Origin of the sequence: Limnomicrobium aquaticum (assembly GCF_040545545.1) — a bacterium.
Classification (GTDB): Bacteria; Pseudomonadota; Alphaproteobacteria; order Rhizobiales; family Rhizobiaceae; genus Ensifer_A; species Ensifer_A aquaticum.
The window spans coordinates 1,552,819-1,565,656 of record NZ_JBEPMB010000001.1 but is presented as its reverse complement, the minus strand read 5'-3'; the positions used below and the strand labels follow the sequence as shown (position 1 = coordinate 1,565,656).

The following is a 12,838-nucleotide window of genomic DNA, read 5'->3' as shown; positions in this document are numbered from 1 at the left end:
GCGCTGGAGAAATCCGGCGCCGCGCGCCTCATGTCGCCATTTTCCGCTGGAGAGGCTATCATCATGCGTATGAAGATTCTGATTGTTGAAGATGACCTGGAGGCCGCGGCCTACCTTTCGAAAGCCTTTCGCGAGACGGGCATCGTGGCCGATCATGCAAGCGACGGCGAAAGCGGTCTCTTCATGGCTTCGGAAAATTCCTATGACGTTCTGGTGGTCGATCGCATGCTGCCGCGCCGCGACGGCATTTCATTGATCACGGAACTGCGCGCACGCGGCAAGGACATGCCGGTGCTGATCCTTTCGGCCCTCGGCCAGGTCGATGACCGCGTCGAAGGCCTGCGGGCCGGCGGCGACGACTATCTGCCGAAGCCTTACGCCTTCTCCGAGCTTCTCGCCCGTGTTGAAGTGCTGGGCCGCCGCAAGGGTGCGCCCGACAAGGACATGGTCTACCGCGTCGGCGATCTCGAACTTGACCGGCTTGCCCATGAGGTGAAGCGCGGCGGCAAGGAAATCCTGCTGCAGCCTCGCGAGTTTCGCTTGCTGGAATATCTCATGAAGAATGCCGGGCAGGTCGTCACTCGCACCATGCTGCTTGAAAACGTCTGGGACTATCACTTCGATCCGCAGACCAACGTCATCGACGTTCACGTTTCCCGCCTTCGCTCGAAGATCGAGCGCGACACCGAGCGGCCGCTTCTGAAGACGGTGCGCGGCGCGGGCTACATGATCAAGGATGAAGCGTAAGCCCCATGCTTCATCAGCTTCGAATCCTGATGAAGAGCACGGCTGTCAGGCTTTCGGCTCTTTACATCCTCCTTTTCGCCTTTTGCGCCGCCTTCCTCGTGATCTATGTCGCGGGCATGTCGGCGAACTTTCTGCGTGAGCAGACGCAGAATGCGATTGCGGCGGAAGTAGAGGAAATCAGCCACATCTATGAAGTGGGCGGATTGAATGGTCTGGTGAAGACGCTGGAGCGCCGCTCTCGGCAGCCCGGCGCAAACCTTTATGTCATTGCAGGCCCCTCGGGCGACTTCCTCGCCGGCAACGTTGCCGCGATCCAGCCGGGCATCATGGGTGATCCGGGCTGGACGGACACGCCCTTCCGCTATGAACGCTTCGGGGATGAAAACAAGGACAAGTCCAAACTCCAGCCGCATATGGCGCTCGCAAATGTCTTCGTGCTGCCCAATGGCCTTCGTGTCCTCGTTGGACGCGACCTCGGCGAGCCGGAGCATTTCAAGGTGCTCGTCCGTCAGGCGCTGGTGGTGGCGCTGGGTGTCATGGGCATCGGCGCGCTCGTCATCTGGTTCTTCATCGGCCGCAACGCGCTGAACCGCATTGCCCGCATGTCGGATGCCAGCGCCAAGATCATGGCCGGTGATCTCTCGCAACGCCTGCCCGTCGTCGGCTCGGGCGACGAGTTCGATCGCATGTCGACCTCGCTCAACAGCATGCTCGGCCGCATCGAGAAGCTGAACGAGGGGTTGAAGCAGGTCTCCGACAATATCGCGCATGACCTGAAAACGCCGCTCACCCGCATCCGCAACAAGGCGACCGACGGTCTGGCGCATTCGACGAACGAAGACGAATATCGCCAGTCGCTGGAAGGCATCATTGCCGAATCGGATCAGCTGATCCGCACGTTCAACGCACTCCTGATGATTTCGCGCGTCGAGGCTGGCTCCTCGACCGCGGAGATGAACGACATCGACCTGAGCGCGATTGCCGCCGACAGTGCAGAGCTCTACGAGCCGGTGCTTGAGGAGGCGGGGCTGACGCTCAAGATGGAGATCGCCTCCGGAATTCATATACACGGTAACCGCGAACTGGTCGGTCAGGCGCTCTTCAATCTTTTGGACAACGCGGTCAAGTATGCCGGCGATGTCACGGGAAGCGCGATCACGGTTTCGCTTGCCAGACAGGGCGACAAGGCGCTGCTGACGGTCGCTGACGAAGGGCCGGGCATTCCGGCGCATCGTTACGAGGACGCCGTTCAGCGCTTCGTCCGCATCGACGAAAGCCGCACTAAGCCGGGCACGGGTCTGGGTCTCTCGATGGTGGAGGCCGTTGCCGCGCTCCACGGCGGCTCGCTTGAACTTGCATCCACAAAAGACGAGACTGCGGAAAACAAGGGACTCACCGTCAGGATGCTGTTCCCGCTGAATGCCGCCTGATCCGCTATCTCCGGCCTTCGGGCGCGGGAGGATGCGCAATGTCGAGGCCTGCAACGCTTGCCGAATTCCTGTTGGCGAGCCCGATCGAACCGCCTAACAAGACAGCCGCCAGGGAGGCGCTGCAGGCGCTGCGCGAGGCGGGGCGCGAATGCGAGCGCCTGAAGGTGCTCGCCGCTTCCGAGGGCGCGCTGCACGATTTCACCGTGGCCGTTCTGTCACTTTCCCCCTATCTCGCCGAGATAGCCCGCATCGCGCCGCCGCTTCTGGATGTGGCCCTGTTCGGCGATATCGCGGTGGAAATCCAGGCCGAAATCCGCGCCGCCCGCGATTGCTGGTCTGCCGCGGAAGAGGGTGGTACGAGCGCCGAAACGGCTTTGATGAACCGCCTGCGTCTCGCCAAGCGCAAGGTGTCCTTCCTTCTCGCCTTCGCCGATCTCGCCCGCTATTTCGAAGCGCCCGAGACCACTCGCTGGCTCAGCCGTCTGGCGGACGCCTGCCTCTCCTCGGCAGTCGACTTCCTGCTCCTTTCCCTCGACGAGCAGGGCAAGCTCAAGCTTGCCCATCCCGAAAATCCGTCGCAGGGCTCCGGCCTCATCGTGCTCGGCATGGGCAAGCTCGGCGCGTCGGAGCTGAACTACTCCTCCGACATCGATGTCGTCGTTTTCTTTGAGCCCGACCGTGGCATCGTCACCGATCCCGACGAGGCGTCCGAGGCGTTCGCCCGGCTCTGCCGCCGGCTGGTGCGGATCATGCAGGAGCGGACTGCCTACGGCTATGTTTTCCGCATCGACTTGCGGCTGCGCCCCGATCCAGGCTCCACGCCGCTTGCGATCCCGGTCGAAGCCGCCCTGATCTATTACGAGGGCAGGGGACAGAACTGGGAGCGCGCCGCCTTCATCAAGGCGCGACCCGTCGCCGGCGATGTTCCGGCGGGCGAGGGCTTTCTGAAGGAACTGATACCCTTCATTTTCCGCAAATATCTCGACTATGCGGCGATCGCCGACATCCATTCAATCAAGCGGCAGATCCATCTGCACAAGGGCTTCGACGAGATCGCGGTCAAGGGTCACAACGTCAAGCTCGGGCGCGGTGGCATCCGCGAAATCGAATTCTTCGCCCAGACGCAGCAATTGATCGCAGGCGGCCGCATGCCGGAGCTGCGGTCTCGTCGCACGGACGATGCGCTCGCCGGCCTTGCCCGCGCCAACTGGATCGGCGTGGAGACGGCAGAGACGCTGACCTCGGCCTACTGGTTCCTGCGCGATGTCGAGCACCGCATCCAGATGGTGCATGACGAGCAGACCCACATCCTGCCCGACAAGGAAGCCGAACTGAAACGCATCGCGCTGATGATGGGGTTCAGGGACGTGAAGTCCTTCTCGACCCGTCTCGTCTCGGTGCTCCGCACGGTCGAGGATCGTTACGCCAAGCTCTTCGAACAGGCGGCGGAACTCTCGGGCAGCTCGGGCAATCTCGTCTTCACCGGCACGAAAGATGATCCCGACACGCTGAAGACACTGGAAGGCCTCGGCTTCCAGCGCCCCGCGGATATCTCCCGCGTCATTCGCACCTGGCATTCGGGCCGCTACCGCGCCACGCATTCCGTGGAAGCGCGCGAGCGGCTGACGGAGATGATGCCGAAGCTTCTGGCCGCCTTCGGAGCAAGCTCGCGCGCCGATGATGCGCTGATGCATTTCGACCGTTTCATGGCCGGTCTGCCTGCCGGCATCCAGCTTTTCTCCCTCCTTGGCAACAATCCCCCGCTTCTCGACCTGCTCGTCATGATCATGGCCGCCGCACCCCGGCTGGCTGGCATCATCGCGGCGCGCCCGCATGTCTTCGACGGTATGCTCGATCCGACGCTGCTGACCCGCGTTCCCGAGCGCGCCTATCTCGCCGAGCGGCTGGGGCAGGCGCTGGCCACAGCGCGCAATTTCGAAGACGTGCTGGACGGCTTGCGCATCTTTGCGGCCGAACAGCGCTTCCTCATCGGCATTCGCCTTTTGACTGGTGCCATCACAGGCCCGCGTGCCGCCGCTGCATTCTCCGATCTGGCCGAACTCACGCTGGAGCGTGCGCTTGTTGCTGTCGAGACGGAGATTGCGGCCTCGCATGGTCGCTTCCCCGGCGGTCGCACCGCCATCATCGGCATGGGCAAACTGGGCAGCCGCGAACTCACGGCCGGCTCCGATGTCGATCTCATCCTCCTCTATGACTACGATGGTGAAGCGGCCGAATCCGATGGGCCGAAGCCGCTGGACGCCAATCGCTATTTTGGACGCCTGACACAGCGGCTGATCGCGGCACTCTCGGCACCTACCGCCGAAGGCGTGCTCTACGAAGTGGATATGCGCCTGCGCCCATCCGGCAACAAGGGGCCGGTCGCCACGCGCATCAACGCGTTTGCCCGTTATCAGCGCGAGGAGGCCTGGACCTGGGAGCATATGGCGCTGACGCGCGCCCGACCGATCGCGGGCGACGAGAGCCTGATGCAGGAGGCACAGGCTATTATCGGCGAGATTGTCGCGATGAAACGCGATCGTGCCAAGATCGCCAAGGACGTGGCCGAAATGCGTGCCCTGATCGATCAGGAAAAGCCGCCATCCGGCGCCTTCGATTTCAAGCTGATCCCCGGCGGCCTGATCGACATGGAATTCATCGCACAGTTTCTGACGATGATGGCGGAGGGTGGCATCGAAGCCGGAACGCCAACGGGCGAGGTGCTGCAGCGGCTTGGTCCGCAGGCGCTGTCTCAGGACGATATGGAGACTGTCGCGACGACCTTCGCGCTTTTAAGCAATCTCTCTCAGGTCATCCGTCTTTGCATCGACGGCGGGTTCGAGCCGAAGGATGCGCCGGGCGGTCTGGTGGACCTCGTTTGCCGGGTCGCGAATGCGCCCGACATCAAGTTTCTGGAAGCGGATATGAAGGCCAGGACCCGTGCGGTGCGCAAGGCCTTCCAGATGTTGATGAAGGCCTCAAGCTGAGATCTTCACCGGCTCCAGTGCCGGTTCCACGACAGGCTCGGCAGCGGGCGTCGGGATGCGCAGCGAAATCGTCGTGCCACGGCCTTCGCGCGAGAACACGCGAATGCGGCCGCCATGGAGCGTGATGAGGGACTTGGAAATCGCAAGCCCCAGACCCGAGCCGCCCTGGCTCTTGGCATACTGGCTCTGCACCTGCTCGAAGGGCTGGCCGATCTTCTTGAGCGCATCGCGCGGAATGCCGATCCCGGTGTCGCTGATCGATACCGTGACCGCTCCATCATGCATGCGGGCGCGAAGGGATACCGTGCCGCCATGCCCGGTGAACTTGACGGCATTGGAAAGAAGGTTGAGCAGGACCTGCTTGATCGCCCGGCGGTCTGCAGGAAGGACGAGACCGGCGCTCACTTCGCGATCGATATGGATCGCCTTGCATTCGGCGGTGACCGCCATGCAGCGCACGGCTTCTTCTATCAGGGGGGCGAGATCGACCGGCTCGCGCTCGATCTTGATATGCCCGGCCTCGATCTTCGACATGTCGAGAATGTCGTTGATGACGTTCAGCAGATGCTTGCCGCTGTCGAAGATGTCCTGCGCATATTCATCGTATTTCTCCGAGCCGAGCGGACCGAACATGTGGTTCAGCAGCATTTCGGAAAAGCCGAGGATGGCGTTGAGCGGCGTGCGCAGCTCATGCGACATGTTGGCGAGGAATTCGGACTTTGCCCGGTTGGCGGCCTCGGCGCGTTCCTTTTCCGAGACATAATTCTCGTTGGCGAGCGAGAGCTCCGCCTTCTGTTTCTCGAGAATTTTGCGCGAGGCGTAGAGGTCGCCGATCGTGACCATCTGCCGGCGTTCGGATTCGCGCAGGCGCTCCTGATGGCGCTTGAGCACCGTGATGTCGGTGCCGACCGAAACGAGGCCGCCGTCGCGGGTGCGGCGTTCGTTGATCTGCAGCCATCGGCCATCGGCAAGCTGCACTTCCGAGGTCTGCGAGCAGACGCCGGCCTGGTCCGGGTCCGCGATGCGGCGCACGATGACGGGGCGGGCGGCGGCGGCATTGACGGTGGCGCGTTCGGTGCCCGGCACGAGCACCTTTTCCGGCAGGCCATAAGCCTGCTGGTAATGGCTGTTGCACATCACGAGACGATCGTTCTTGTCCCAGAGCACGAAGGCCTCGGAAGTCGACTCGATGGCGTCTGCGAGACGCTGATCTGCTTCCGCATAGCGCTCGGCCAGGCGATGCTGCTCGCTTACGTCCATGGCGATGCCGATCAGGCGATCGCGGCCCGAAGCGGTGCGGATCATCTGGGCGCGGGCGCGCATCCAGACGTAATGGCCATCGGCATGGCGCATGCGGAAGACGCGGTCGACCTGCTTGGACTCACCGCGAATGATCGAGCGGGCGAGCGAATAGACGCTGCCATCGTCCGGATGCATGAGGCGTGCGGCATCGCCAAAGCTTAGTACCGCTGCTGCCGGCGGCAGGCCCAGCATCTCATACATGGAGCGGGACCAGAACAGCGTGCGGTTCTGCATGTCGAAATCCCAGAGCCCGCAGCGGCCGCGCGATAGCGCGGTCTCGACGCGCATATTCGATTCGACGAAGACCTGATCTGCGTCGCGGGTGCGCTTCACCTGCGAATAATAGGCAATCAGGATGACCAGGAGGATCGAGGTAATGCCGGCAAACAGGGTGACATTCAGCGAAACCTCGTCGCGCCAGCGCTCGTCCACATCGGCCATGGAGTTGGCCACGAGAATATAGCCGGCATCCTCTGGCAGGGCGGCGATCGCCATGTAGTGATCCTGTCCGCCGACTGCCGTGTGGAAGGTGCCCGCCCGATCGCCAAAGGCGCTCGTCATGCGCGCGTCCGGCGCGATTGAGGAGAGCGAGCGGCCGACAAACGCAGCACCGGCCGGCGATGCCGCAAAGACCTGGCCGGAACGCTGCACCAGCAGAACGAAGCCGGCATCGGGCAGCCGTTCCTGCGGAAGGTAGCGCTTCAGGAGTGCCTCGGCCTCCGGCCGCCTTGCGGAAACGAAGTAATCGGCATGTTCTGCAAGCGCGGCAGAGGCTGCAGCAACGGACAGAATGGTGGCCTGGCGCACGGCGCCTTCCAGCCGGTCACGCTCAAGATAGATGCCCATGACTCGGGAAGCCGCAACGACGATCAGGAAAGCCACGATGAGAACCGGGATGGACCGCTTCAGGATCGGCTCCAGCCGGCCGCTTGTCCGCCCGGCCGAAAACGGGCTGCGGCCCGGCGCGCGGTCGGAAGTACGTCCGGGAATGTAACCCGGAGCATGACCCGGCATATCACCGCGAACATGGCTCCGAACATGGAAAGAGTGCCGCATTGCACCCACCCCCGGAAACTTCAAACGCAGCCGACCATCGGCTACGCTTCCCCGTTGCGCGTCCGCCATAATTTCCCCGTTCCTGTGCTTGAACATCCACCTCATGCCCGCATCGCATGAGACCGCCGGATGTCACTCGTCCCTGCCTATGCCGGAGCCAATTTCCGGTCTTCAATTGCAGGTGATTCGGGCCGCCGTGCCCGAAGTGATTCTAGTGAATCAAAGCTGATTCCCCTTGTCCAGCAGAAATCGTAACTCTTTTTTAACCATATGAAATTGCGCGTAATTTCTTGTTGAGTTCGTGGACTTTTTCAGCCCGGAGCTTGCGTGAATGTTGCGTTGCACGCGCAGGATTCAAAACGCCCGCAAATCACTTTTTGCGGGCGTCTGGATTATGCACCGGTTTTTGCGGGACTTAGGCGTCCTGCAGCATGCGCTCTGCGATATCGCGTACATCGACGGAAAGGCTGGCTGAGGAATCGATCTTCGCCAGCGCGCGCTTTGCGTATTCGGCGCGCTGCGGTTCCAGCATGCGCCAGGAGCGCATGGAGGTCAGAAGTCGCGACGCAAGCTGCGGGTTGCGCGTGTCGATGTCGAGAACCTGATCGGCGAGGAAGGCGAAGCCCGCGCCATCCGCACGGGCAAAGCCCGAGAGATTGGAAAACGCAAACGTGCCGATCAGCGCGCGCACGCGGTTCGGGTTACCGGCATTGAAGCGCGGACTTTCCATCAGAGACTTGACACGGTCCAGCGCATCCGGCCCCGGCGTCGTCGCCTGGATGGCGAACCACTTGTCCAGCACCAGCGGATTGCCTTCGAAGCGCTTGGCGAATGCCTCCAGAGCCTCCGCCGTTTCCGCGCTATCCGGATAGTGATGCGCCAGCACCGTCAGCGCATGGCTGAGGTCTGTCATGTTGTCGGCCTTGTCAAAGGTCTCGCGCGCAAGCGTGGGATCGTTGTCGGCGAAGGAGAGATAGGTCAGTGCCGTGTTGCGCAGCGCACGCTTGCCGGCACTCGCCGCATCGGGCTTGAACGGTGCCGACGACGACATCGTCTCGAACAGGTTCGCGAAGATCTTCCGCCCTGTCAGTCCTATGGCGTTGAGCAGGCTGAGGCGTGCAACGAGATTGGCATCTGGATCGTTATTCGCGCCGATCTCGCGGGCGAGGTCGCTTTCGCTCGGCAGTGCTAGCGCCTGCGCCCGGAAGGCGGGTTCAAGATCTTCGTCTGCCGCTGCAGCAAGCAGCGCGGCAATGAAGGCGGGATTGAAGGTCGGAGCGTCGCCCTTGCGCAGCGCTTTGACCGCACCCGTCAGCTCCGGCAGCGCCAGACTGTTCAGTGCTTGCCATCGGGCGAAGAGATCGCGATCGTGTACGGCGATCTGCGTGAGATCTTCCGTCGTCAGCGTGTAATCCACGTTGATCGGCGCGGAGAAGCCGCGGTTGAGCGACAGAACCGGACGCGCCGGAATATTCGTGAAGGTGAAGGTCTGGCTGCGCTCGGTCAGATGCAGCACGTCTTCCGTGACATCCCCCCCGGTGACACCGTCCAGTTCCGCCTCGTTTCCGTTCGGCAGAATGAGGCCGAATTTCAGCGGAATATGCATCGGCTCCTTGCGCGCCTGACCCGGCGTCGGCGGCACGATCTGTTCCAGCGAGACACTGAACTCCTGCTGGTCTGCGTCATACTCGGTCGAAACGCTGACAAGCGGCGTTCCGGCCTGATGATACCAGCGCGAAAACTGGCCCAGATCGCGCTCGGAAACGTCCTCGAAGCATTTGACGAAATCTTCGATCGTCGCGGCCTTGCCGTCGTGCCGCTCGAAATAGAGGTCCATGCCCTGCTTGAACGTCTCGCGGCCGAGAATGGTCGCGATCATGCGGGTGACTTCCGAGCCCTTCTCGTAGACGGTCGAGGTGTAGAAGTTGTTGATTTCCTTGTAGCGCGTCGGCCGCACCGGATGGGCAAGCGGCCCGGCATCTTCCGGGAACTGCTCGGACTTCAGATGCCGAACTTCGGTAATGCGCTTGACAGCGCGCGAGCGCTGGTCGGCGGAGAACTCGTGGTCGCGATAGACGGTGAGGCCTTCCTTGAGGCAGAGCTGGAACCAGTCGCGGCAGGTGATGCGGTTGCCGGTCCAGTTGTGGAAATATTCATGCGCAATGATCGCTTCGATATTGGCGAAGTCGGCATCGGTGGCCGTTTCCGGATCGGCGAGAACATACTTGTCGTTGAAGATGTTGAGGCCCTTGTTCTCCATGGCCCCCATGTTGAAATCGGAGACCGCGACAATCATGAAGATATCCAGATCGTATTCACGACCGAACACCTCTTCATCCCAGTGCATCGAGCGCTTCAACGCATCCATCGCATAGGCCGCGCGCGGCTCCTTGCCATGCTCGACATAGATTTTCAGCGCGACTTCGCGGCCGGACATGGTCGTGAACGTATCCTCGACGACGCCGAGATCGCCGGCGACCAACGCGAAGAGATAGGACGGCTTGGGGTGCGGATCGAACCAGGAGGCAAAGTGCTTGCCTTCGCCATAGCCGGCCTTGCCGATGCAATTGCCGTTGGACAGCATGACAGGGCAGGTCGCCTTGTCGGCGATGATATGGACCGTGTAGACGCCCAGCGCATCGGGCCGGTCATAGGCATAGGTGATGCGGCGGAAGCCTTCGGCCTCGCACTGCGTGCAATAGACGCCATTGGAGCGATAGAGCCCCATCAGCTGTGTATTGTTGGCCGGCGCCAGCATCGTCTCCACCGTGATCTCGAAGGCGATTTCTTCGGGGAGGCCGTCGATGACCAGATGCCTGCCTGTCTCTTCGTAGCGGTCTCGCGCCAATTCGATCCCATCGAGCAGTAGCGATGTCATGACCAGCTCGTCGCCGTCCAGGATCAGCGGCGCATCCGTGGCCGCGCCAGGGCGGCGATGGAAGAGGGACCGCGCGGTGACCTTGGTCTCCAGCGGATGTAACTCGAATGTCAGGTCGATGCGCTCGAGGATGAAGTCTGTGGGCTTGTAGTCCGCCAGAGTGAAAACCTGGCCCGTTTCAGTGCGCATGAAATGTCCCGAGTGCGGCGGATACTTGCCGTGTCCCCATACCGGCCTGGAAATCCGCAAATCCACGCCCGCAGTTTGTCTTTCCTGCAGGCGGGAAAGACATTCCTCAGTGCAATTTTGACAGCCAATTCTGAAGGATTGCTAAAGTTTGTTGCGAATTGACGATGCTGAAGTGCGTTTCTTGCGGCACAACTGACGTCTCGCCGACTTTGTTGAATGTCTTGATGGCTTGCTCGAGCTTCGCAGCGTCAATCACTTCATCGTCGCTCCCGACGATTGCAAGATAGGGAGCGCGCACGTTTCCGAGGTCAGAACCGTCGGGTGAGGGGAGTTGCAGGGATTTTACAAAGCGCCATGTGTAGTCGCTGGTGACCGAAAACCCGAGCGGACCCTCCCAGACAGCCTGCGGGACAGCGTATTGCACGGCGACTTCCCGATCCGACCAGTGAATACCAATGGCGTTTTGCAACTTCAAAGCCGCGACCCGCCACTTCAGCGGTAAGGCCCATCCGCCAAAGTCTGCTTTGTTTGCCTCAAAATCCTGTGAAAGAACTGGCGCCAGCAGCAGCAGGCCTGCCAGCTTGATCTGGCCGGGCGCTGCCGCAAACCGCGCCGCCACGGCCGCGCCGGCTGAATGACCGCCAATGACAACCACATCGCCCTGCGCGGAGGTTGCCCGGACAAGATCGGCCAGATCATCCGTCGGCTGGCCCACATAGGCGACATCGCCACGATGCAAAGGATTTTGTCCATGGCCCCGCATGTCGAAGGTGAACACATCGGCAAGACCCAGACGTGTGGCAAGCGTGGTGGCCAGCGCAGTGAACTGCAGATCGTCCCAGGTCTCTGCATGGACGAGATAAAGCTTGATCCGAGTAGGCTGTTTGCTGTGATAGTGCCGGTAACCGATGAGGGAGCGGTCTCTCGCCTCGAAATTCTCGACACGGGGAATAGAGGCGTTCTCGCCGGCGGTTGGCACAGGCATCTCGATGACCGCAGTCTTACGCAGCTCCTCGGGCTCGCGGGGCCTGTTCATCGCAACTAGGCTCTGGATCGCAAACAGAGCAAAGAAGGCGACCGCCAGCAGTGCCAGACTGAACCAACCGAGCGCCTTCATCGGCATTTCCTCCCGAAATTTTAGGTGGGCGCTTATTTTCGGTGTTCAGAATACAAGCATATTCTTTCGATTTCTCTCGCGATTTCGGCATGACCGACGCCTAAAACCTGCTACATTTGGGCGGTCATCATCGCGTTTGTGCCAAATCGGCACGGTCCGCCCTTCGGCTGCCAATTCCCGGAAATGAAATGCAAAGCTCAGCTGCCAACCCCATTAGGGGGATTGTGCTCAAAATCCTCTCCGTGCTCGTCTTTCTGGTGATGTCGACCTGCATCAAGATGGCAGGCGACGGCATGGCGACCGGCGAAATCACCTTCTACCGATCCTTCTTCGCGATCTTTCCGATTCTCGGCTATCTGGCATGGAGAGGGGAGTTGAAGACCGCCTTCCAGACGAAGAGCATCTGGGGACAGATCACGCGAGGTTTTGTCGGCGTGGTCTCGATGACCTTCAGCTTCTACGGGCTGGTGCGCCTGCCGCTACCGGACGCCATCGCCATCAACTATGCCATGCCACTCTTCTCGGTGATCTTCGCGGCCATTTTCCTGAAAGAGGTGCTGCGCATCTATCGCATCACCGCGGTCATCATCGGCCTGACGGGTGTGCTCATCATTTCGTGGCCAAAGCTCACGCTTATCGAGCATGCGGGTTCGTCGGAAGCGGCTTTCGGTGCGATGGCACTGATCGCTTCGGCCACTCTGGGTGCTGTCGCAATGCTGCTGGTGCGTCGTCTCGTGCAGACAGAGAAGAGCTCGACGATCGTGCTCTATTTCTCGCTGACGGCGTCCGTCTTTTCGCTTTTCTCGATCCCGCTGGGCTGGCCACCGATGACGATGGAGCAGCAGCTGTTGCTCATGATCGCGGGGTTCTGCGGCGGGCTTGCGCAGATCCTGATGACGGAAAGCTATCGCTATGCCGAGGTCTCGACGATCGCTCCCTTCGAATACACGTCGATCGTGTTCGGGCTGATCGTATCCTATTTTCTGTTTGGAGATGTGCCTGAGCCGATGATGCTTGTCGGAACCGCCATCGTCATCTGCGCTGGCATCTTCATCATCTATCGCGAAAGTCGCCTCGGACTCGAGCGCAAGGCGATGCGAAAGCTCGTCACGCCACAGGGGTGACGAGCTTC

At 61.3% G+C, this 12,838-nt stretch carries 7 protein-coding genes; 4 read left to right on the top strand and 3 right to left on the bottom strand.

Annotated features, from left to right (window positions below; translation table 11 throughout):
- The first annotated feature begins 30 nt into the window (after positions 1-30).
- From ABID16_RS07840 to ABID16_RS07830, 3 genes are read left to right on the top strand one after another with little or no spacing between them, the layout of a single operon-like run.
- Positions 31-747 carry a response regulator transcription factor gene (locus ABID16_RS07840; protein WP_354555728.1) on the top strand — a complete coding sequence of 239 codons (717 nt, stop codon included), beginning with the start codon at positions 31-33 and terminating at the stop codon, positions 745-747.
- A 5-nt stretch (positions 748-752) separates the two neighbouring features.
- Positions 753-2,177 (top strand): sensor histidine kinase, encoded by a 1,425-nt coding sequence (locus tag ABID16_RS07835; protein WP_354555727.1) that lies wholly within the window; start codon positions 753-755, stop codon positions 2,175-2,177.
- A 38-nt stretch (positions 2,178-2,215) separates the two neighbouring features.
- Positions 2,216-5,164: a bifunctional [glutamine synthetase] adenylyltransferase/[glutamine synthetase]-adenylyl-L-tyrosine phosphorylase gene (locus tag ABID16_RS07830; protein ID WP_354555726.1), complete on the top strand. Its 2,949-nt coding sequence runs from the start codon at positions 2,216-2,218 to the stop codon at positions 5,162-5,164.
- Here ABID16_RS07830 and ABID16_RS07825 read toward each other — a convergent pair.
- The 3 genes from ABID16_RS07825 to ABID16_RS07815 all read right to left on the bottom strand — a co-directional run bounded on the left by ABID16_RS07825 (position 5,156) and on the right by ABID16_RS07815 (position 11,706).
- Positions 5,156-7,591: a PAS domain-containing sensor histidine kinase gene (locus ABID16_RS07825; protein WP_354555725.1), complete on the bottom strand. Its 2,436-nt coding sequence runs from the start codon at positions 7,589-7,591 to the stop codon at positions 5,156-5,158. The two genes, ABID16_RS07830 and ABID16_RS07825, sit on opposite strands and share 9 nt — an antisense overlap.
- Before the next feature lie 346 nt (positions 7,592-7,937).
- Positions 7,938-10,589 (bottom strand): aminopeptidase N, encoded by a 2,652-nt coding sequence (gene pepN / locus ABID16_RS07820; protein ID WP_354555724.1) that lies wholly within the window; start codon positions 10,587-10,589, stop codon positions 7,938-7,940.
- Positions 10,590-10,695: 106 nt separating this feature from the next.
- Positions 10,696-11,706 (bottom strand): alpha/beta hydrolase, encoded by a 1,011-nt coding sequence (locus tag ABID16_RS07815; RefSeq protein ID WP_354555723.1) that lies wholly within the window; start codon positions 11,704-11,706, stop codon positions 10,696-10,698.
- A 188-nt stretch (positions 11,707-11,894) separates the two neighbouring features.
- On the opposite strand from ABID16_RS07815, the gene ABID16_RS07810 reads away from it, so the two are divergent.
- A complete protein-coding gene (locus ABID16_RS07810) occupies positions 11,895-12,830 on the top strand; it encodes a DMT family transporter (RefSeq protein WP_354555722.1) in 936 nt (311 codons plus the stop codon).
- The last annotated feature ends 8 nt before the right edge of the window (positions 12,831-12,838 follow it).